The organism is uncultured Sunxiuqinia sp., assembly GCF_947495665.1.
Lineage (GTDB): Bacteria > Bacteroidota > Bacteroidia > Bacteroidales > Prolixibacteraceae > Sunxiuqinia > Sunxiuqinia rutila.
On record NZ_CANLZV010000007.1, the window covers coordinates 154435 to 176114 of the forward strand.

Consider the following 21680-nt stretch of genomic DNA (forward strand, 5'->3'; position numbering starts at 1 on the left):
ACAGGAAGCCGGAGGAAGGATTGTCAGATATTCGGATTTCTGGATTTTCAGAATATTGAACTCCAAATACTGTACTCCGCCCACCAGCAACCTACTTCTTCTGCAGGCGCATTTCGAGATATTTCGAGCTGAAGCCCAGCTTTTCATACAGGCGACGTGCCGGATTATCCGGCTCCACATGCAAAGCAATGTTTCCTTCCGCCTGCTGAATGGCCGCCTCCATCAACTGCCGGCCAAGACCCTGCCCACGGTGTTCGTTATGCGTGGCAATATACACCAGAATATTCTCCGGAATATAATCCTTCATCCCGGTTTGATTAATCACCACTGCCCCAACTAGCTGCCCGGCATCATAAGCCCCAAGGACAAAACCGCCAAACGATGGATACACTTTCAAGGCATAATCCATGGCTTTTTCAATGTCGTTCTTCGGATCTCCAAAATTCTCCAGATGATGGTATAAAAAATCCAGCAACCGGCTCTTTTCTTCCCGGCTTGGCTGATTGGTTTCCGTAAAAAATTTCAATTCAATCATGGTTTGGTTTTAATCATTCAACTACACCAACGGCTACTTCAGCAAAAAGTTGAATAAAATTGACAGCCAAAGAAAAGGGCCTGCCAGACAGGCAGACCCTTGAGAAAGCTACAGACTTTGAAGGCTGAAGAAACTATTAATTGTAGGCACTTTCTCCATGTTCATAAACATCAAGGCCTTCTTCCTCGATGCGTTTAGACACCCGGAGGATTTTGGCTTTTTTCAGGATATAGAATAAAACCAAACCACATCCGAACGCCCAAACAAAGAAGGCAAGTACGCCAATAGCCTGAATTCCCAGCAAGCCGGCGCCATGCCCGTAAAACAAGCCTTCTGAAGTTGAAAACAAGCCAACGGCCAGGGTTCCCAGTGCACCACTAATACCATGCACCGAGATCGCTCCAACCGGGTCGTCAATCTTCAGAACTTTATCAAAAAACTCAACCGCAAAAGGCAACACTATTCCGGCCATGGTTCCAATCAAAACGGCCCCCACCGGATCAACGGCATCACAACCGGCAGTAATGGCTACCAGACCGGCAAGAGCGCCGTTCAACGAAATGGAAAGCGCCGGCCGCTTGTAGCGAAACCAGGAAACCAACATAGCCACCACTGCACCCGCCGCTGCGGCCAGGTTGGTTGTTACAGCAATGTGCCCAAGTGCCACGGCATTTTCGGTTCCGGCGGCTGCCAGCTGCGAGCCCGGGTTAAAGCCAAACCAGCCAAACCACAGGATAAAAACCCCTAAAGCACCTAAGGCCAGGTTATGTCCCGGAATAGCTTTAGCCTTGCCATCTTTCCCGTATTTGCCAATACGCGGACCAATGATGGCAGCACCAGCCAATCCCAACCAGGCCCCCACCGAATGCACAATAGACGAGCCGGCAAAATCGTGAAAACCCAGCTGGCTCAACCAGCCACCACCCCAGGTCCAGTGTCCTGAGATCGGGTAAACAAAAATCGTAATCACAACACTAAAAATCAGGTAAGCCTTAAATTCAGTCCGTTCAGCCACGGCCCCCGACACAATCGTTGCGGCCGTTGCGGCAAAAACAGTTTGAAAAAACAGGTCAGTATAGTCCGAATAGTTCTCGCCAAATCCTTCACTCATAAAGAATAAGTCGGGTGTCCCAATCAAACCTCCAAGCGAGTCTCCATACATCAGGGTAAATCCAATAAACCAATAGAGCAAGGAGCCAATGGAAAAGTCCATCAAGTTCTTCATCAAAATGTTCGCAGTATTCTTCGAGCGGGTAAAACCAGCCTCCACCATTGCAAAACCAGGCTGCATAAACATCACCATAAACCCTGCAATCAGTAACCACATATTGTCGATGCCTATTTGTAGGCCTTGTAAAGTTTCATCCATGATTGTTTTGTTTTAGGGTTATTACTCTTCTTTGCCTTTGATGAATAAGGACTCATCACCAAACTCTCCGGTGCGTATGCGGTACGACTCTTCAATGTTTGAAATGAATATCTTACCATCGCCAATCTCGCCGGTTCGTCCGGCTTGCATAATGGCCAACACCGTTTTTTCCACATTTTTATCGCGTACAATAATGGAGAGGATCGTCCGCTCAATCGTGCTGGTATCGTAAACAACACCCCGATAAGCGCGCTCTTGCCGGGTTTGTCCAACGCCACGGACATCCCAGAAAGAGAAGAACTCAATGCCTGCTTCATGAAGCGCTTCAGTCACTTCATCAAACTTGGTTTTTCTAATAATTGCTTCAATCTTTTTCATCTCTATCGAATTTTGTTTTATAATGAAATGCCTACAACAATGTGAAACTGCTCAGAAGAAGGATTCAAAATGGCTGTTCCGGTAACAGGAAGTGAGAAGGAGTCTGTAATTTTGATTTCTTTCGAAGTGCCTACACCAATATTACAAACATTGAAATTGCCATTTGTCGTATAAGCCCCGTCACCTGCCCCCAAGGTTAAAGCCAGTTTTCCAACGTTCAGACCGGCCTCCAGGTAAACATCGCTCACATCTGTGGCATCCGAGCCAATCATGTAAGCCGCCAGGAAAGAGAAGTCACCCAATTCCAGTCCAACCATTGGCTCAAAAAAGTGGGAATCACCATTGAAATAATCCGTTCCGGGGAAGTAATAGTCCGTAACCGTAAAAGACAAAGCCGCTCCCTCACTCAAATCAAACCCGTAACTGACATATAAGTCAGCCTCCGCCGCTTCATCATCGGTAAACCCGTATGAGCCCCAGGCCCCAAGCGCAAAACCGCCGGTACTATACTCCGCCCAAGGTTGAATAGCCGGACCTGTTCCGAATTTCGTTCCACGCCACACATAGCTTGAAACAAAGTCTGCCCCGGTATCCCAGTCCTGAGCTTGTAAATTTCCAGCCAGTGTTATTGCCAATACAAAAACGGGAAGTAATCGTAATTTTTTCATGATTCTAAAATTTAATGGTTTTACAATTTTTCATTTGATCTACTTTGGTGTGTACTTGCTATAGCGTGTAATTCTGAAAAAGTCTCTTTTTTTGAACATGACCCCCTATTTTTTGTGGTCTCTCATTCAAAAGTATGTCTATTTCGAGAACACACCCCCAGTACAGACAGGGTTGATTTCATATTTAATACTCAATTAACATCACACCCCCCCTATTTCAGAGGGGGTTAATCTTGAAAAATCATTGTTTTTATGGAAATATGTCAGATTATGGAGGAGTAGACAAAAAAAATATCGTTTTTTAGACACAATGGACAACAAACAACAAGAAAAATGACATTTTAACACTTTTCAGCTCACAATGAAGTCACCAAGACATCCTTATCTTGCTCGAATATTCAAAATGACACAAAAGACAAATAGAAACCACCCATTTGCTAAAAACCACTCCAATTCACCCGCCTTATGATCGCACTAAAAGCAATTCCAAAGAAGACCTGCCATACGATCAAACACCCAACATGCGAACTCGTATACTATATATTAATATACACCCTCCGCGCTCGTCATCCTTCAACTTAAAGCCAGGCCAAGCCTGAGGGGAAAGACTATTTTTCAAGGAAGCCAGAATAGGACTATTGGGAAAAAAGTAATTAATTTGTAGTTTCTTTCTTTCACAGAATAAATTGATTCGTGCTTGTCCAGTGATGACCGGCACCAAGTAACTCGCTAATTTTTTATTGTATGAAACTCTGGGACAAAGGTATATCTGTAAATAAACTCATCGAAGAATTCACCGTAGGCCAAGATCGCGAACTGGATCTTTACCTGGCTAAGTTTGACATCCTGGGCTCCATGGCCCACACCAAAATGCTGCAATCAATCGGCTTACTAGAGCAGGACGAACTGGACCAGCTGCTTCAGGAAATGAAAGCGATTTACCAATTAGCCGAAAATGGCGAGTTCACCATCGAAGAAGGAGTTGAAGATGTACACTCTCAGGTAGAAGCCCTCCTGACTCAAAAACTGGGGGATGTTGGAAAGAAAATACACAGTGGCCGTTCCCGGAACGATCAGGTGTTACTTGACCTGAAACTTTATGCGCGCGACGAAATCCGCCAGCTGGTAGAGGCCAGCCAGGAATTGTTTGCCACCCTTATCGCCAAGGCCGACAAGCACAAAGAGCAACTGATGCCAGGCTACACCCACCTTCAGGTAGCCATGCCTTCGTCGTTTGGTCTTTGGTTTAGCGCTTATGCCGAAAGCCTGGTTGACGACCTCACCCTGTTGCAGGCAGCCTTTAAAATTACCAACCAAAACCCACTGGGCTCAGCAGCCGGTTATGGTTCTTCATTCCCCCTCAACCGCGAGCTTACCACAGAGTTGCTGGGCTTCGACTCGATGAACTACAATGTAGTTTATGCCCAAATGGGACGGGGCAAAATGGAAAAAACGGTCGCCTTTGCCATTTCATCCATTGCGGCCACACTTTCGAAACTGGCCTTTGACACCTGCCTGTTCATGAGCCAAAACTTTGGCTTTATCGGTCTGCCCGATGAACTGACGACCGGCTCAAGCATTATGCCTCACAAGAAAAACCCGGATGTTTTTGAGTTGATTCGTTCGCACTGCAACAAGCTGCAAGCACTTCCAAACCAAATTACTTTAATGACCAACAACCTGCCCAGCGGCTATTTCCGCGACCTGCAGATTATCAAGGAAGTCTTCCTGCCCGCTTTTCAGGAACTCATGAGCTGCATTAAAATTGCCAACTTCGCCATTAGTGAAATGACGATCAAGGAAAACATTCTGGAAGATAATCGCTACCAATACCTGTTTAGTGTTGAAGATGTTAACCGACTGGTTCAGGAAGGAACTCCCTTCCGCGATGCCTACATTCAGATTGGCAAGCAGATTCAGCAGGGCGAATACACCCCCACCAAACAGGTGGCTCACACCCATGCCGGAAGCATCGGAAACCTGTGCCTTCCCGAGATTCAACAAAAAATGGAACAGATCATAAATTCATTTAACTTTAAAAAGATGGATTTGGCAATCAAAAAGCTATTAAAATAGGGGTCAACTGTTAACTAAACGTTATTTCTAAAATCCTTTTAATTACAAAATGACATTCGGTCTTCACGCGTAAACACGGTGAATTCCACGTTTTTATATCACAAACTTTAAAAGAACAAAGGAATTTGTTCATGTTATCAAACATGCAAAACAGAGCTAGCAATTGGATATCATTCAATTAATAGCTATTTTCGCTATCACTTCATAAGTATTTTGTGGGTTTTGCTTAGAGTTTTTAAGTAGCTGTAAATGGCTTCAATCTACTCGTGTTGTGTCCTGCTGTGAAAAGGCAAGACAAGGTGTGATAAAAACTTAAAAAAGGATATAGAATGCAGTTAAGATTTCCAAAAGAACAAGGGCTTTACAGCTCTGCCAACGAACATGACAATTGTGGGATCGGGTTTGTGGCGCACATCAAGGGCCAGGCCTCTCATGACATTATCACCAGAGGCCTTCGGGTATTAGAAAACCTGGATCACCGGGGAGCAACCAGTGCCGATAATGCCACAGGAGATGGCGCAGGAATACTCATGCAAATTCCTCACGAATACATTCAGTCGGTTCTGAAGATCGATGTTCCTGAGCCTGGTCAATATGGCACCGGATTAATATTTCTGCCTCAAAAAGAAAGCGAAGCAGATATTTGTCTGGACATTCTGACCAAACACATCAACGAGGAAGGCCTGGAACTCATTTGCTATCGCGATGTTCCTGTTGACACCTCTGCGCCAGGAGAGATCGCCAAGCAAACCGAGCCGGCCATCAAGCAGGTATTTATTAAAGGAAAGCTGGAGCCCGAAGCGATGGAGCGTAAACTTTACATCATCCGCAAGCTAACGGAACATGCCATTGCGAACTCCAACCTGACACACAAGGAAGCATTTTACCAACCCAGTTTGTCAGCCAGAACCATTGTTTACAAAGGGATGTTAACCCCACACCAGCTGTCGGATTATTACAAAGACCTGCAACACGAACGTTTTAAATCAGCCATTGCCTTGGTGCACTCGCGCTTTAGCACCAACACCTTCCCAACCTGGGACTTGGCCCAGCCTTTCCGCATGATTGCCCACAATGGCGAAATCAATACGGTTAAAGGAAACCGCAAATGGATGGAAGCCCGGGAAGCCTTGCTGAAATCGGAAATATTTGGCGAAGACCTGCAAAAGCTTCTACCCGTCATTGAAGACAATAAATCCGACTCCGCGTCCTTCGACAATGTGCTGGAATTTTTGCACCTCACCGGACGCTCGCTGCATCATGCCTTGTGTATGATGATCCCGGAATCGTTCAACGAAAAGAACCCCATTCCGGAATCGCTCAAAGCGTTTTACGAATACCACTCCACCATCATGGAACCGTGGGACGGACCAGCCTCCATGGTTTTTTCTGACGGACGATACATTGGAGGAACACTCGACCGCAATGGCCTGCGTCCTTCGCGCTACGTCATTACTAAAAACGACCTCATTGTGATGGGATCGGAAGTTGGTGTTCAGCATTTCCAACCCGAAGAAATCATTGAAAAAGGCCGTCTTCGCCCCGGAAAAATTCTACTGGTAGACACCAAACTCGGCATTATCATTCCCGACAAGGAAGTCAAAGACCAGTTAAGCAAACGCAATCCTTACGAGATGTGGTTAAAACAGAACCGCATGCGTATGAAAGATATTAAAGTCAAAAAACGGGTTCCTTCTGAAGTAGCAGATTTTGAGACCCTGGCACAGGTGTTTAATTACTCCAAAGAAGACCTGCACGACCTCATTCAGCCGATGGCTGTGGGCGCTGCCGAACCAACCAGTTCCATGGGAAATGACACCCCGCTGGCTATTTTCTCTGACAAGCCCCAGCTTTTCTTTACCTATTTCAAGCAAATGTTTGCCCAGGTTACCAACCCGGCCATCGACCCCATTCGGGAAGGGCTGGTGATGGCACTAACCAATTATATCGGCTCCCTAAGCTCCAACATTTTGGGAGAAACGCCGGAACACTGCAAGCTGATTAAATTTGACGGACCACTGATTACCAATACCGACCTTGGCAAAATTAAAGACCTGAAGGACGAAATGTTTACCCACAAAACGATCCCTATGGTTTTCCCGGTAAAAGGTGGCTACCAGGCATTCAAAGAAGCATTTGACAACATGCTGGAGATGGCCGAAAAAGCCGTTGACGATAAAAAGAATTTCATCATTTTGTCGGACCGTAAAGTTGACTCGGAACACGCACCAATTCCTTCGCTGCTGGCCGTTGCTGCTGTTCACCACCATCTGATCTCCAAAAAGAAACGGATGCAGGTTGGTATCATTGTAGAGACAGCCGAAGCACGCGAAATCAACCACTTTGCCTTATTGCTGGGTTATGGAGCCAGCGTGATCAACCCCTACATGGCCTTTGCGGCAATCGACCGCCTGGTTAAAGAAGGGGAGGTTGAACTGGAATACAAAGATGCCCGCAAAAACTACATCAAAGCGGTTGATAAAGGCTTGCTGAAGATTTTATCGAAAATGGGAATCTCCACACTCCGCTCCTACCACGGCGCTCAAATGTTTGAAGCGATGGGCGTCAGCCGCGAGTTGATCAACCAGTATTTTACCGGCACAGCCTCCCGCTTAAGCGGTATTGGTCTGGAGGAAATCGCTGAAGAATACAGCCGCTTCCATCAAGCAGCCTATAAAATTGCCAAAACTTCCGAAAGGTTTCGTTTCGAAAATTCAGGGGTTTACGCCTGGCGGAAATACGGCGAACACCATGCCTGGAACCCCGAGGCCATTGGCCTGCTGCAGTGGGCAACCCGCACCAACGACTACAACAAATACAAAGAATACAGCGCCCTGATTGACCAGGACAACAAAAAGCCGGGCTTCATTCGAGGATGCTTCAAATTCAAGCAAAACCCAATTCCATTGGACCAGGTGGAGCCTGTTGAAAACATCATGAAACGCTTTGTTACAGGCGCCATGTCGTACGGATCCATCAGCAAGGAAGCACACGAAGCGCTGGCCATTGCCATGAATACCGTTGGCGGAAGAAGCAACACTGGTGAAGGGGGCGAAAGCTCAGACCGTTTTGGCACCATCAAACAAAGCTCGATCAAGCAAATTGCTTCCGGACGTTTTGGAGTGACCAACAACTATTTGACCAACGCCCATGAACTTCAAATTAAAGTTTGCCAAGGGGCAAAGCCGGGTGAAGGAGGTCAGCTTCCGGGCTTTAAGGTGAACAAGATCATTGCTAAACTTCGGAACTCAACCCCCGGAATTACTTTGATTTCGCCACCACCCCACCATGACATCTACTCCATTGAGGACCTGGCACAGTTAATCTACGACCTGAAAGTGACCAATCCCAAAGCCAAAGTCTCCGTGAAACTGGTAGCCGAAAATGGCGTTGGAACCGTTGCCGCAGGGGTAGCCAAAGCCTTCTCCGACCTGATCATCATCTCCGGTGGAGAAGGTGGAACCGGAGCCAGCCCGGCCAGCTCAATCAAACATGCCGGACTGCCTGCTGAAATGGGAATTGCTGAAGCCCAGCAAACCCTGGTGATGAACAACCTGCGCGGACGGGTGAAGCTGCAGGTTGACGGCCAGCTGAAAACCGGTAAAGACGTGGTTTCCATGGCCTGCCTGGGAGGCGAAGAGTTTGGTTTTTCCACCTCAGCCCTGATTACCATGGGATGTATCATGATGCGCAAATGCCACCTGAACACTTGTCCGGCGGGTATTGCCACTCAGGATAAAGAACTGCGGAAACGCTTCATCGGAAAAGCCGAGTTTGTGATTAATTTCTTCCGTTTCATAGCCGAAGAAGTTCGCGAACACCTGGCCGAAATGGGATTCTCCAAGTTCGAAGACATTGTTGGACGTGCTGACCTGCTGGAAGTAGATGAAAAAGCCACCAACTGGAAAATGAAAAACATCGACTTCTCCCAGGTATTGCACATGCCGGAAGAAGCCAAAAAATACGACATTCGCAACACGCATCCGAACCTGAAATCCATCGAGGATCACCTGGATCACAAACTGATTCTGGATGCCAACAAAGCGATTAAAGGCAAGGAGAAAGTATGGATTTCACATCCGATCATCAACACCGACCGGACCATCGGAGCCATGCTGTCCGGTGAAATATCCAAGCGCTACGGCGAAGAAGGCCTGCCGGAAGATACCATCAGCTGCACCTTCCACGGAACTGCCGGCCAAAGTTTTGGTGCCTTCCTGGTCAAAGGGATTAACTTCCGACTGGAAGGAGACGCCAACGACTACATCGGCAAAGGGCTTTCCGGCGGTAAGATTGTGGTGGTTCCACCAGCCGGGTCAACCTTCAAGCCGGAAGAAAACATCATCATCGGCAACACCACCTTCTATGGTGCTACCAAAGGTGAAGGTTACATCCGCGGAGTGGCCGGAGAGCGTTTCTGCGTACGAAACTCAGGAGCCAAAACCGTTGTTGAAGGTACCGGCGACCACTGCTGCGAGTACATGACCGGCGGCCGCGTTGTGGTGCTGGGCAAAACCGGTCGTAACTTCGCTGCCGGAATGAGTGGCGGTATTGCTTACGTGCTGGATGTGGACGGTGATTTCGATTACTACTGCAACAAAGGACTGGTTGAACTTTCGGCAGTGGAAGACCGCACCGACATTGATGAACTACAGGAAATGATCAGCAAACATCTTTTATACACGCAAAGTTCTTTAGCGGCAAAAATTCTGACCAACTGGGAAGAGTACCTGCCTCGATTCGTAAAAGTAATTCCGTTCGAGTACAAGAAAGTGCTTGAGGAACTGAAGTTGAAGGAACTGGAACGCAAATTACAACTGACGGAAGACGATCCATCCCGTCACGAATAAGAAGTAAAGAACGAATTGTAAAACAAAAAGAAAAGATTATAGCATTATGGGAGATCCAAGAGGTTTTATGAAAGTAGCGCGGAAAGAAAGCGGCTACCGACCTTTAAACGAAAGAATATACGACTACGGGGAAGTGGAGCAAACCCTGAACGAAGAAGACAGAAGATTACAGGCATCACGTTGCATGGACTGTGGCGTACCGTTTTGCCACTGGGGATGTCCGGTTGGCAGCAAGATTCCGGAATGGCAGGATGCCATTTACCACAAGAACTATGCAGCGGCTTATGATATTCTGCACTCCACAAACAGCTTTCCGGAAATGACCGGACGGGTTTGCCCGGCACCCTGCGAAAAATCCTGCGTGCTGGCTATCCACAACGAGTCGGTGACCATCCGCGAGAACGAATCCTCAACGGTAGAGAAAGCCTTTGACCTGGGCCTGATTAAAGCCAATCCGCCCCAAACCCGTACCGGAAAGAAAGTGGCCATTATTGGCTCCGGACCGGCCGGTTTATCGGCTGCCGACCTGTTGAACCGGGCCGGACATGAAGTAACCGTTTTTGAAAAGAACGATGCCATTGGCGGACTGCTGCGCTATGGTATTCCCGACTTCAAACTGAACAAAGGAATCATTGATCGCCGTTTGTCCATCTTCGAAGAAGAAGGAATCATATTCAAAACGAATGTTTACGTGGGGAAAGACATTTCGCAAAAAGAACTGCTGAATGATTACGATGCCGTTTTGCTGGCGATGGGGGCCGAACAACCCCGCGACCTGGTTACCGAAGGACGGGAATTGAATGGCGTTCATTTTGCCATGGATTTCCTGACTCAGCAAAACAAAGTGGTGGCCGGCAAAAAGGTAAGCACGAAAGCGCGCCTGTCGGCCGAAGGCAAACATGTACTTGTGATTGGTGGTGGCGATACCGGCTCCGACTGCGTGGGGACATCCATCCGCCAAAAAGCGGCCAGCGTAACTCAGATTGAGATTATGCCCAAGCCCTCAGAAACAAGAGCCGAAAACAACCCCTGGCCCTATTGGCCCACCACGCTGCGTACCTCCAGCTCGCACCTGGAAGGCTGCGACCGCAAATGGGCACTTTCAACCAAACGGCTGATTGGCGAAAACGGGCAGGTAAAAGAAGCTGAGGTGATTGAAGTAGCCTGGGATAAAGATAAAGACGGACGCTGGCTGATGTCTGAAGTACCCGGAACGGAACAAATCCTGAAAGCGGACCTGGTCTTGCTTTCCATGGGATTCACCCAACCGGTTCACAACGGCTTGCTGGAAGAACTGGGCGTAGAATACGACAACCGCGGCAACGTGAAAGTCAACCAGAAAAAGCAAAGCTCCGTGGACAAAGTTTTTGCAGCCGGCGACGTGGAGCGAGGCGCCAGCCTGGTGGTTCATGCCATTCAATGCGGCAAAGAGGCAGCAGCAGCCATCGATGAATTTTTAAGCTAGAATTACTTAACTCGTAATACCCTCCAAAGGCCTCGCAACATTTTGCGGGGCTTTTGTTTTGGCAGCCTCTGCAAGCCGGAGAAACTCAAAGCAGAAATCGCAAATTCCAATCCGCCGTCAACACCTTATTTCGTAGCCCCAAACTTTCGTCGGTGCTTTTCTTCCGTCGCATAAATCGCATTCACGAATCCCAGCATAATACCAATGCCTGTCAGGATATAAATCGTCGTGAATATTTTCCCAAAATCAGTTTGAGGGCTAAAATCACCATAGCCAACCGTTGTTAAAGTAATGACCGAAAAATAAAAAGCATCAACCCATCTCCACCCTTCTACAAAATGGTAGACAAACGTTCCGTTAAACAGTGTTACTAAAGTTGAAATTACCAGGTTACGATACGTTTTTTCCTTAAGAAAAAGTATGATTGTCTTAAACATCCCCATGCATGAAATTTTTACTACGCGTGTGATTTTCTAACGCAAAAGTACGACATATTTCAAAACTGCAACACCCCATCATCCTGGCTCTCAACCTCACCCCCTTTGCCAGTGAGGTCTTCACTTCGAGTGAAGACCTCACTAACAAACAAACCCAATTACCAGTCGGATACAGCATCAAAAGGCCATAAAATCCGTAACATCAGTTACAAACCAAAGATCGTACGTTATGAAAGAATCAGCACAAACCCGATTCACCCCTCAAGCTACCCGGTCGATCTTAAAACAATACCTCCCCTGTTTGCTTGTTGTTTTTTGCTTACTGGCACTCTCTTCAACTACCGCTTTGAGCCAGGATGCCCTGTTGAAACACGCGTATACCTTTGAGGATGGAACGGCCAATGACATTGTTGGCGAGGCACATGGCACCATTAATGGCGGAAAAATCATCAACGGGGAGTATGTTTCGTTTTCGCAAGGGCAGTTCATCGTTCTGCCGGCCAATAAGATTGCGCTCAACAGCTATCCCGCGTTGAGCCTGGAAGCTTACCTGGGTGCCGGGCATCTGAATGCCTATTTCACCATGTTCTCCTACTTTGGAAATTCAGTGGGACCTCTCGGAACAAGCTACCTGTTTCAATCGCTGACCAACGGCGGACACAGCGCAACCGCCATATCGTGCAAGAACGACCAGACCCCCTGGGCTACCTGCACCAATGTATTTGGTACGCCACTCGTAGATGCCAAATACCACCATGTGGTGAGCACCTTCGACAACCATGAAATGAAATTTTATGTGGATGGAATCTTAGTTGGGCAAAACACCATTGATGAGTTTCCCAACAATTCAATTGCCAACCTCAGCAACCAGTTCGCCTACCTGTGCAAATCGGGCTATATGCAAGACCCCACCTGGTTTGGCACCATCGACCGTTTCAACATTTACGAGGGTGTTCTGGACGCCACCACCATTGCCGCTTCGGCTAAAAAATACCAGGCTGGCCTAAAAGACTTACCTGCGGAAATCAAAGCACTGCTCGCCAATGTCCTGGTCAATCCGGGATTTAAACCCGAAAGCGACTTGTCCGCAGACTTTCTGCAATCGTATAAGCCCGGCAAGTTTGTGGTTTACCCCACCGTTATTCGCACCCCTGATTCAACCGCTTTTTCGCCAGGCTCGGCCAAAGCTTTTGCCGACTTGCTGATAAACGATTTGCATTTAAATGCCGAATTCAACGAAACAATACTCAACCCGGGACAACTGGAAGGTCAGGGGCAGCTGAACTTCTTCAATAACGACATGAAACGGCTGGCCAGTGCCATTCGGGAAGAAGGAACAAATGCCGACTACTACGTGGTTTTGGAAATCCTGTTTCCTCCCCGGCAGTCTGAGGCAGTCAATGTTTTTGGCATTCATATCCTCGTTCTGGATAAGGATACAGAGAATGCTTTTTCGTTTTTACTGAATGCGCACCACGATTATATGGCCTACAACAGTTTGTGGGCAGTAAATGCTGAGCCGGCTAATTTAGAACCTCTGAAAATTAAATGTGCTAAAGTGGCTTTTGATGCCTTGTGCAAACAGCTTGAGTATGCTGAAAGTGCCATGGTAAAATAATTCCATCGCCCTTTCCTCCATCACCAAACTCTGGATCTTTCACCAGTAAGGGTTTCACTTTGAGTGAGACCCTTACTAAAAGCCCTCACCAGACCTCGCCTCTTATTTGTATTCCATCCAAACAAGCAAATGCCGAACCTGCAACACCCCTTTCTTGTTGAATTTCAGACACTACATGCTCATTAACATATTTGATGTAAATAATAAATTGCTTTATTTTATTCTGCTTAAGGTGTGGTAAGAGAAAATACGTTCAGGATTAATCATTAAAAAACGAACAAAAATGAATCAAGATCAGAACAAACACATGCGTATGTACCTGGCTACGCAGACGGCGCTGGACAACCACACCCCGCGCTGGAACACCATTCCGGTAATGGTGACTGTGAAAAACGAGCTGGATGAACTGATCCAGCGTATTCAAGAAAAAAATGAAGAGACCGATGCCAACAGCAAAGGCACGACCGAGCAGAAAGAGACTGTTCGCCGAGGGGTGGCCGAAAAGGCGGTGAGCATCTCCGGCATTTTGCAGGCTTACGCCGCTTTTAACGACGACAAGGTGCTGGCCGGGCAGGCAAAGCTCATTAAATCGGACTTGTTAACCTGTCGCGAAACCGATGTGGAAGCAGCAATTCGCCCGGTTTTAACCCTGGCCCGTAACCTGCTTACCGAGCTGGCCGATTTTATGCTCACCGAAGCCATGGTGGTAGAAACCGAAACCAGCCTCGACAGCTTTAAAGCCCTGATCGGGCAGCCGCGTACCATCCGCAACCAGGCCTTTTCGGCGATGAGCATGCTCGAAGAAATGATGGACCAAGTGGATGCCCTGCTGAAGCAAAAAATGGATAAGCTGATGATCCGTTTCGAATTTACCGATCAGCCTTTTTTCGAAGAATATACCCGGGCCCGGGTCATTGTTGACTGAACCGGGGTATTGACGTTTACTTCTTGCAATCTTAAACCGGCAGCCGGGGAAACCTGGTTGCCGGTTGCTTTAAGCATACCGCCAAACAGCCAGAACAGCATACCCGATAGCCAGACGATGAAGCCAACTAGCCAGACCACCCCGGCTACCTGCCAGACGATGATGCCCGGCTGCCAGACGAACTCCGCGACTCGCCAGACGATGATGCCGAATAGCCAGACCAACTCCGCTACTCGCCAGACGATGTCGCCGAACAGCCAGAACAAGCCGGCCGGGAGCCAGACGATGACACCAACCCTCCAGACGATGTTGGAGGAGCGCCAGACGGTGTCGCCAACCCTCCAGACGCACTCGGCGAGGCGCCAGAACATCGGCAGGACGCGGGAAGCAGGGGAAACGACCTGAATTGGGATACCGGGCAGGTGATCAAGAAAAGAGCCATTCCCCTGGGGACTGGAAAAAGAAAGTCTTTGGTCGGAGGTAAAATGAGTTACAAACTCCAAACAGCTAGCCCCTGCTTACCGATTCGCTCATACAACAGGAAAACGGGCAACCGGATTAAAAATCCGGATTTAGCAGGGTCGGGATTGCAAATCCCGACCAGCCGGGAAACGAAATTAAAACCAAGATATTAACAATCACCTAAAACAACCTTAAGTCAACTATTATGAAAAACTATTTATTCGCGGCCTTGATGGTAGTCCTAACAATTTCCTCAACAAATGCTCAAGATGTTTATGTGAGATTAGATGTTGCAGGATCTGCCTTAAAGAAGATCTCAAAGGACATCCAGGAAGGAGATCAATTTGAAGCTCTCATTTTAAAAGGGATGGCAGACAACACGTCAAACTCAGGATATCCTACAAGAAAAAATGTGGTTTCTGTGATAAAAACAAATGGAGAAGTTTTAGACTTTGACTATTCTAAAAAGTTTGAGGAGGACTTAAATCTCACCATTACTCCAGAATCATTCTGGACAGTTAAAGCCCTACAAGCCAGAGTCTACAACGACATCATTGAAGCAGGATTTCAATACGATGTCAGAAATTACCTGGAGGAAGAGAGTCTTGATTATCTGAGTTACCTCAGTAATCAGGATGCCTTTGTAAACGATGCAGTTATCAAAGACTATCTCCAAAGCATCTTCCTAAAAATATATCAAAAACCTATAAACGATGGGCGGCTTGGCCAGTTAGATATCCGAATCCTAAAAAACAATGAGCCCTATGCTGCGATACTTCCAAATGGAACAGCTTTAATATCAATTGGCTTGCTAAACCTGGTTAATACAGAAGAGGAATTAACCGCTGTTCTTGCTCATGAAACGGCACACTTTATTTTGGATCATGCTGTCAAGAATATAAATCTTGAACTAAAAAAACAGAAGCGGGCTGAATTCTGGGCAGGCGTGACATCCGTTGCTGTTGCAGCTACGGCCACGTATGCTTCGGTAAACCATGACATATACGTTGATCCATCGATAATTTCAACCTCAGCTGCTTTAGCTTATACGATTTCATCACAAATTAGCGAAAGAGTGGGGTTAAAATATTCGCGAGAGCAGGAAATGGCTGCTGATAACTGTGCGGCAGAACTTATGGAATATCTGGGTTACAATAAAGACGCTTTAGGCTCAGTCTTGTCGAAGCTAAAAGACTATTATTACTATACTGGCAATTTTAAAGTCTTTTCAGACGAAGGCACACATCCAAACATTAGTTATCGCATTGAAAACGTAGGAATTCCGGAAATTGAATATCGTGACACCGATTTCGATAAGAAAATTTCAGACTTACTAACTCAAGGTGCATATTATGAATATAGCAAGAGTCACTTCCAGACCTGTGAAAAGCTGTTGTGGCGTAATATTAAATCAGGTGCTGCAACAGAAGAAGACTACATCCTTATGGCGTTGGTAAATTTGGCCCAGTATAACACAAGCGAAAAATATGCAGAATCTCTTAATTTTTTAGAAAAAGCGAATCAATTGGGTATAAATCCAGACTACCAGACTTTCAAAGTTGAATCCTTAATCCATTTAAGAAAGAATGATGAATTGGCAGCGATCAATGCACTTTCTCGTTATCAGACAGAATTACAAGAACATTTAAACAGTATTGATCTAAATTTATTGACCTCTAATAACTGGATGGACTTAAATAGTCGTTTAAATGACGAACTCATATGGACAAAGAAAATGTTGTTTAAAATGAAGAAATAGTTCTCGTCCACTGGTGCTGGTCTGTCCCCGTTGTCATACCTACGGCCCTTCATCATAGCGCAATTGAAAACAGGGGGAGCATTGACAGTAGAGAACTTAATGAGGGCTTCACTTTGAGTGAAGCCCTCATTAAGCCAATCCGTTCAATAAAATTTTTAACCTTTAGCGCTTGATTTGTCCCCGGTTGTAGGAGAAGTAAATACCCAAAACACTGATGAGCGAAAAGCTGATGAAGCCCCACTTTACAACCTTCAGAAACAAGGCATCCGACACCTGTTCGACTGCTTCTCCACCCAGCATGGCTGCAAAAAACAACGTGGCAATGGTCATGCTCACAATTTGCCCCAACACCCGCATGGTAGCCGCCGATCCCGAAGCCAGACCATACTGACTTTTATCAACCGAACTCATAATGGTATTCATATTGGGCGAAGAGAAAAAGGCGAAACCCAGTCCCACCCAAACCAGCAAAGCCACAATGAGTCCAATCGGGGTGCTCTCCGCAAGAAACGCAAAGGCTGCCAGGCCCAGGGTACACATGCTCATTCCCAGTGTTGCCAGGTAGCGGGGCTGAATCCGATCGGAGAGCCGGCCGGCCATGGGCGAAAAAATGGCCATCATAATGGGCTGAGCAATCAGAATGGTGCCGGCATCGCGTGGCGACAAACTTTGAATTTTCTGCAAGTACAAGCTCAGCAAAAACACAATGGCAAAGGTTGCACTATAGTTGATGAGCGCGGCCAGGTTCGAAAAGGCAAACAAGCGATTACGGGTAAACAGCCGGGTATCAATCACCGGGGCTGTCGAGCGGGATTCCATCCACCAAAAGCCCAGCAAAGCGAAACTGCCTGCTCCCATCAGCAACCAGCCCAACGGCTTGTCGATATGAGCCGAGCCATAAACCAGCGCCACCAGCCCAAGCATATAAAAGATTGTTCCTCCGAAGGCAATTTGTGCCGGCTTCTCTTGGCGCATCTCATCCTTTCCTAGAAAAAGATAAGCCACCAACACCGCAATGCCCCCGAAAAAGGTGGCCACCAAAAAGATGGAGCGCCAGCCCAGGTATTGCGTCAGCAAACCTCCGGCAAAAGGCCCAAAAGCCAGGCCCAGGTACACCGCCGAAACAGCCAGTCCGAGCACCCGCCCCCGGTGACGAGGCAAAAACGCCGAAACCAGAATTGCCGGGCCAGTGGTACTCGTAAAAGCAGCGCCTACCCCCTGAACATAGCGGAAAAGAATCAGCCAAAAACCTGAAGGAGCCAAGCCACAAGCCAGCGATGACAAAGTAAAAACCAACACACCAAACTTAAAGAGTCGTCGAACACCTTTCAGGTCACCCAAACGCCCCACCGGCAACAAGAACATTGCTGTGGCCAGTAAAAAGGAAGTGATCACCCAGCTCAAGCTCACCGCATCCAGCCCAAAGTCCCGCTCAATAGCCGGAAGGGCAATGTTGACCGAGGAGATCAAAAAAGTCCCCATGAAAGAAGTTACTGCCACAACGGCTATAATGGAAATTTGCGCTCGGGTCCACTGCATTCTATTGGGTTTGGCATTCGTTTTACAAAAACGGAATAAAATACGTCAACAAAAAGAAAGCACACCAGGCAAGAGTTGCTGCTCTTCCCTAGGCTTTGCTAAGATCCACTCCATCCAGTAAGGCCTGATAAATCCGGAAGCCTTCCTCCATCTCCGAAACCAGGATGTATTCATCTGCCGTATGCGAACGGGCACTGTCGCCAGGCCCAATCTTGATGGATTGAAAAGGCATTACCGCCTGATCTGATGTGGTGGGCGAACCGTAATACGTCAGGCCCAGCTCCTGCCCCCGACGCACCAGGGGATGATCCACCGCAATACCCGATGAGTTTAAGCGAAAAGACCGTGCCTTTACTTCGGACTCAATCAGCTGATCCACCAGTTCAAAAGTCTCCTGGTTGGAATAATACTCGTTGGTACGCACATCGATGACAAAGGAACACTGGTCGGGCACCACATTGTGTTGCGAGCCCGCATTGATTTGGGTAACCGAAAGTTTCACCTCACCCAATACTTCCGAAACCTTTTCAAAACGATAATCCCGCAGCAGGCGAATATCATCCAGTGCTTTGTATAAGGCATTCACACCTTCGTTACGCGCAGCATGACCGGCTTTTCCGTATGCCGTGCAGTCCAGCACCATCAGCCCTTTTTCGGCAATGGCCATCTGCATTTGGGTGGGTTCACCCACAATGGCCAGGTCCACTTGTCCCAGTTCCTCAATCAGGCTGGCCATCCCATTGGGCCCCGAAATTTCTTCCTCTGCCGAAGCCGCATAAATCAGGTTAAAAGGAAGATTTTCCTGTTCATTGAAGTGGACAAACACGGCCAGCAAAGTAACCAGCGATGCTCCGGCATCGTTGCTTCCCAAACCATAGAGGCAATCGCCATCCAACTCCGCCCCAAAAGGATCTTTGGTCCAGTTTTTGGCCGGCCGTACCGTGTCAACATGCGAGTTCAGCAAAATCACCGGCAGCCCTTCCTTCCAGCTGTGATTGCGCGCCCAGGTGTTGTTATTCTTCGTTTGAAAAGCAATGCCCTTGGCAGTTAAAGTCGCTCGAATTAATCCGGCTGCAGGTTCTTCTTCCTTACTGAACGACTGGGTCTGAATAAGTTTCCTTAGTAAATCAATATATTCTTTCATGTACTTGAATTAGCTGATTCCAAATTTCTTGATTGATACAGAACTTTAAAAATACGGTTTTTCTTTAAGTTCGTGTAACAATCCCTTCGAAATAGAAGGACTTCAAGCAGCTGATAAAGCGTTCTTAAAAAACAGGAAACATGCCACCGGGCAACAACTCAGCAATGGCAAAAAACAGAGCAAACCATGCTTCCCGATTTCAGGAAGCACATACCCATCTCCCACCTTCCGTAAAAAATGCGGAGTGGCTATTCGCAACGAACAGCCACTCCGCATTCTGGTCAGTCAGGCTATTGCCTGGTCTTTAACGGGTCAGCAGCCTCCTTAAAAAACTGTTTCTGCAAAGCAGGCACGCCCTCATCGGCTTTTACAGTCCGGATTGTTTTCACCAGCTGATCCACCACCGACTGCAGCAGCAAGGCACCAGCCTCGGCATTGGCTTTAGCACCATCGCCCCCATAATGATTGGGGTAACTGGCATACCACCAAATGCCGGTATAAACGTTCGAGAGGTGTTTCAACCGGTCCTGATCCACACCCGATTGCTGACCAGCCCGCTCCGGATGAACCACCTCCGGCTGGATGGCCGCCATCAGCGAAGATTCGCGGTTGCCGGCATGTGAATCATACTCATCATGCTGGGTCAGCTCTTCCATACGCTCAAGCACTTCGGAATCGTAATTGGGTTGAAACCAATACAGGCTATAATCCCGTTCTTCGGAAAGCTGCGCCATACCAAAGTAGTTCAAAAAGGCATTATTGCCCCCATGTCCGTTGACGATAATGATCTTTTCGAACCCATTTCGAGCCAGCTCATCAAGCGTTTCCTGCAACATTTTCCAAATCAGCTCAGGACTGTAAGAGATGGTTCCCGGCTGATGACGGGCCTCATTAATCTGGCTAAAGTAATACCAGGGAAAAACAAGGGTGTACTCCGCCGCCGCAGCACGAAGGGCCAGTTCACGGGCGATGTACAAGTCGGTACCCAAAGGCAGGTGTGGTCCATGTTTTTCAAACACACCAATAGGTAAAATGCAGGTTTTAGACGACTTTTCAACTGCTTGCACGTAATCCGGAGCGGTTAGCTCCTCTAAGCGGAAAGAGAGCTCCTGCGCCTGCAGGCCACATACAAGAAAAAAAAGAATGCTAAGGTTAATCCATGTTTTCATTCATTCAGGAATTTAGTAGGTTTGCTTAAATTTACACTTTATTTTCTGAAAACAGCTGAACGTAGCCACTGGATTGTAGTTATTCTATTAATCAACACTTTGCGTTATTGTTCTTGAACTGGAAATTTTGCAGGTTCACCAAACGCAGCATCCAGAATTTGCAAGAAAATACGGGCAGCTGACCGGAAAACCCAACAGCCCATAGGTTGTTGTTAAGAATAGAAAAGGAGGACATGCAAACAACACGAATTAATAAATACCTGAGCGAAGTGGGATTCTGTTCCCGCCGGGCTGCCGACAAATTGATTGAACAAGGCAAAGTAACCATAAACGGGAAGAAACCTGAAATGGGGACGAAAGTAGGCCCCGGCGATGAAGTACGGGTAAATGGCAAACTGATTTCTGAACCTACAGAAAAGCCGGTTTACATCGCGTTCAACAAACCGGTGGGTATTGTTTGTACAACCGACACCCGTGTAGAAAAGAACAACATCATCGACTACATCAATTACCCCAAACGCATTTTCCCCATCGGGCGGCTTGACAAACCCAGCGAAGGGCTCATATTTTTAACCAACGATGGAGACATTGTCAATAAAATTTTGCGTGCCCGCAACAACCACGACAAAGAATACATTGTAACGGTCAATAAGCCCATCACAAAAACATTTATTCAGAAAATGGCCGGAGGTGTTCCAATCCTGGATACCGTTACCCGCAAGTGTGAGGTAGAACAGATTAGCAAATACGTTTTCAGAATAATTTTAACCCAAGGGCTTAACCGGCAAATACGCCGCATGTGTGAATACCTGAACTATGAGGTGACCAAATTGAAGCGCGTGCGGATAATGAATATTTCACTCGATGTACCTGTTGGCAAATGGCGGTACCTCACGGCCAAAGAACTCAAAGAGATCAACCGACTGGTGTCTGATTCAACCAAAACACACGACACTCCAAACAACTGATACCCGATTCGTTTTCAGCACAAACAAACGGGAAATTGTTGTCTAAAAATGAAATTAAGGGAACCTGAGAACAGAAATTATTATTCCAACAAATAAAATTGTAACTTAGCCGATATTACAGGTTCAAAAATGGCAGTATTCAAACTTGATCCACTCCTTATTATTCGTTCAGTATTGTTTCCTTTTTTTGATCCTTTTCATAACAACCGAATTGTCATTCATGCGTATACCAACAAGCGCCAGAATACCAAAATAATCCGGCCTGCTATTTCGTCTGAATCACAAGAAATGCGGAAAATAAAAATTATAAGTAACAAT

Annotated in this window: 16 protein-coding genes; 7 read left to right on the forward strand and 9 right to left on the reverse strand. The window is 47.0% G+C overall.

Annotated features, from left to right (window positions below; genetic code table 11):
* Nucleotides 1–91: 91 nt before the first annotated feature.
* The 4 genes from Q1A18_RS10790 to Q1A18_RS10805 all read right to left on the reverse strand — a co-directional run bounded on the left by Q1A18_RS10790 (nucleotide 92) and on the right by Q1A18_RS10805 (nucleotide 2950).
* Nucleotides 92–535 (reverse strand): GNAT family N-acetyltransferase, encoded by a 444-nt coding sequence (locus tag Q1A18_RS10790; RefSeq protein WP_299579514.1) that lies wholly within the window; start codon nucleotides 533–535, stop codon nucleotides 92–94.
* A 136-nt stretch (nucleotides 536–671) separates the two neighbouring features.
* Nucleotides 672–1904 (reverse strand): ammonium transporter, encoded by a 1233-nt coding sequence (locus tag Q1A18_RS10795; protein ID WP_299579517.1) that lies wholly within the window; start codon nucleotides 1902–1904, stop codon nucleotides 672–674.
* A gap of 21 nt (nucleotides 1905–1925) precedes the next feature.
* Complete coding sequence (locus Q1A18_RS10800) at nucleotides 1926–2282, reverse strand: P-II family nitrogen regulator (protein WP_299579520.1); 357 nt, start codon at nucleotides 2280–2282, stop codon at nucleotides 1926–1928.
* Between the two features lie 17 nt (nucleotides 2283–2299).
* A complete protein-coding gene (locus tag Q1A18_RS10805; RefSeq protein ID WP_299579523.1) occupies nucleotides 2300–2950 on the reverse strand; it encodes a hypothetical protein in 651 nt (216 codons plus the stop codon).
* Nucleotides 2951–3694: 744 nt separating this feature from the next.
* Here Q1A18_RS10805 and argH point away from each other — a divergent pair.
* From argH to Q1A18_RS10820, 3 genes are all read left to right on the forward strand, one after another.
* Nucleotides 3695–5026, forward strand: a complete 1332-nt coding sequence (gene argH / locus Q1A18_RS10810) for an argininosuccinate lyase (RefSeq protein ID WP_299579526.1) — start codon at nucleotides 3695–3697, stop codon at nucleotides 5024–5026.
* 329 nt (nucleotides 5027–5355) lie between these two features.
* Nucleotides 5356–9876, forward strand: a complete 4521-nt coding sequence (gltB, locus tag Q1A18_RS10815; RefSeq protein ID WP_299579529.1) for a glutamate synthase large subunit — start codon at nucleotides 5356–5358, stop codon at nucleotides 9874–9876.
* Nucleotides 9877–9922: 46 nt separating this feature from the next.
* Nucleotides 9923–11341, forward strand: coding sequence for a glutamate synthase subunit beta (locus Q1A18_RS10820; protein WP_299579532.1), 1419 nt, complete (start codon nucleotides 9923–9925; stop codon nucleotides 11339–11341).
* Nucleotides 11342–11466: 125 nt separating this feature from the next.
* Here Q1A18_RS10820 and Q1A18_RS10825 read toward each other — a convergent pair whose 3' ends face one another.
* Entirely contained in the window at nucleotides 11467–11778 is a 312-nt protein-coding gene (locus Q1A18_RS10825; protein ID WP_299579535.1) for a potassium channel family protein, read from the reverse strand.
* 229 nt (nucleotides 11779–12007) lie between these two features.
* On the opposite strand from Q1A18_RS10825, the gene Q1A18_RS10830 reads away from it, so the two are divergent.
* Nucleotides 12008–13396, forward strand: coding sequence for a LamG domain-containing protein (locus Q1A18_RS10830; protein WP_299579538.1), 1389 nt, complete (start codon nucleotides 12008–12010; stop codon nucleotides 13394–13396).
* A 283-nt stretch (nucleotides 13397–13679) separates the two neighbouring features.
* The gene (locus tag Q1A18_RS10835) at nucleotides 13680–14321 is read left to right on the forward strand and encodes a hypothetical protein (protein ID WP_299579541.1); all 642 of its coding nucleotides are present in this window, start codon (nucleotides 13680–13682) and stop codon (nucleotides 14319–14321) included.
* On the opposite strand, the gene Q1A18_RS10840 is transcribed toward Q1A18_RS10835, so the two are convergent.
* On the reverse strand, nucleotides 14273–14824 hold the full coding sequence (locus Q1A18_RS10840) for a hypothetical protein (protein WP_299579544.1): 552 nt from the start codon (nucleotides 14822–14824) through the stop codon (nucleotides 14273–14275). The genes Q1A18_RS10835 and Q1A18_RS10840 overlap by 49 nt on opposite strands.
* A gap of 164 nt (nucleotides 14825–14988) precedes the next feature.
* Between Q1A18_RS10840 and Q1A18_RS10845 the strand changes: the two genes are divergently transcribed.
* Nucleotides 14989–16542 carry a M48 family metallopeptidase gene (locus tag Q1A18_RS10845; RefSeq protein WP_299579547.1) on the forward strand — a complete coding sequence of 518 codons (1554 nt, stop codon included), beginning with the start codon at nucleotides 14989–14991 and terminating at the stop codon, nucleotides 16540–16542.
* A 162-nt stretch (nucleotides 16543–16704) separates the two neighbouring features.
* On the opposite strand, the gene Q1A18_RS10850 is transcribed toward Q1A18_RS10845, so the two are convergent.
* From Q1A18_RS10850 to Q1A18_RS10860, 3 genes are all read right to left on the reverse strand, one after another.
* Nucleotides 16705–18081 (reverse strand): MFS transporter, encoded by a 1377-nt coding sequence (locus Q1A18_RS10850; RefSeq protein ID WP_299579550.1) that lies wholly within the window; start codon nucleotides 18079–18081, stop codon nucleotides 16705–16707.
* Nucleotides 18082–18169: 88 nt separating this feature from the next.
* A complete protein-coding gene (locus Q1A18_RS10855) occupies nucleotides 18170–19225 on the reverse strand; it encodes a M20 family metallo-hydrolase (RefSeq protein ID WP_299579553.1) in 1056 nt (351 codons plus the stop codon).
* Between the two features lie 290 nt (nucleotides 19226–19515).
* Nucleotides 19516–20394 carry a creatininase family protein gene (locus tag Q1A18_RS10860; protein WP_299579556.1) on the reverse strand — a complete coding sequence of 293 codons (879 nt, stop codon included), beginning with the start codon at nucleotides 20392–20394 and terminating at the stop codon, nucleotides 19516–19518.
* Nucleotides 20395–20627: 233 nt separating this feature from the next.
* Between Q1A18_RS10860 and rluF the strand changes: the two genes are divergently transcribed.
* Complete coding sequence (gene rluF / locus Q1A18_RS10865; RefSeq protein WP_299579559.1) at nucleotides 20628–21362, forward strand: 23S rRNA pseudouridine(2604) synthase RluF; 735 nt, start codon at nucleotides 20628–20630, stop codon at nucleotides 21360–21362.
* Nucleotides 21363–21680: the final 318 nt, after the last annotated feature.

Excerpts from the sequence above, each read along its gene's own strand:
- Q1A18_RS10790 (WP_299579514.1), bottom strand. The coding sequence starts at position 535 with ATGATTGAATTGAAATTTTTTACGGAAACCAATCAGCCAAGCCGGGAA.
- Q1A18_RS10795 (WP_299579517.1), bottom strand. The coding sequence starts at position 1,904 with ATGGATGAAACTTTACAAGGCCTACAAATAGGCATCGACAATATGTGG.
- Q1A18_RS10800 (WP_299579520.1), bottom strand. The coding sequence starts at position 2,282 with ATGAAAAAGATTGAAGCAATTATTAGAAAAACCAAGTTTGATGAAGTG.
- Q1A18_RS10805 (WP_299579523.1), bottom strand. The coding sequence starts at position 2,950 with ATGAAAAAATTACGATTACTTCCCGTTTTTGTATTGGCAATAACACTG.
- argH (WP_299579526.1), top strand. The coding sequence starts at position 3,695 with ATGAAACTCTGGGACAAAGGTATATCTGTAAATAAACTCATCGAAGAA.
- gltB (WP_299579529.1), top strand. The coding sequence starts at position 5,356 with ATGCAGTTAAGATTTCCAAAAGAACAAGGGCTTTACAGCTCTGCCAAC.
- Q1A18_RS10820 (WP_299579532.1), top strand. The coding sequence starts at position 9,923 with ATGGGAGATCCAAGAGGTTTTATGAAAGTAGCGCGGAAAGAAAGCGGC.
- Q1A18_RS10825 (WP_299579535.1), bottom strand. The coding sequence starts at position 11,778 with ATGTTTAAGACAATCATACTTTTTCTTAAGGAAAAAACGTATCGTAAC.
- Q1A18_RS10830 (WP_299579538.1), top strand. The coding sequence starts at position 12,008 with ATGAAAGAATCAGCACAAACCCGATTCACCCCTCAAGCTACCCGGTCG.
- Q1A18_RS10835 (WP_299579541.1), top strand. The coding sequence starts at position 13,680 with ATGAATCAAGATCAGAACAAACACATGCGTATGTACCTGGCTACGCAG.
- Q1A18_RS10845 (WP_299579547.1), top strand. The coding sequence starts at position 14,989 with ATGAAAAACTATTTATTCGCGGCCTTGATGGTAGTCCTAACAATTTCC.
- Q1A18_RS10850 (WP_299579550.1), bottom strand. The coding sequence starts at position 18,081 with ATGCAGTGGACCCGAGCGCAAATTTCCATTATAGCCGTTGTGGCAGTA.
- Q1A18_RS10855 (WP_299579553.1), bottom strand. The coding sequence starts at position 19,225 with ATGAAAGAATATATTGATTTACTAAGGAAACTTATTCAGACCCAGTCG.
- Q1A18_RS10860 (WP_299579556.1), bottom strand. The coding sequence starts at position 20,394 with ATGAAAACATGGATTAACCTTAGCATTCTTTTTTTTCTTGTATGTGGC.
- rluF (WP_299579559.1), top strand. The coding sequence starts at position 20,628 with ATGCAAACAACACGAATTAATAAATACCTGAGCGAAGTGGGATTCTGT.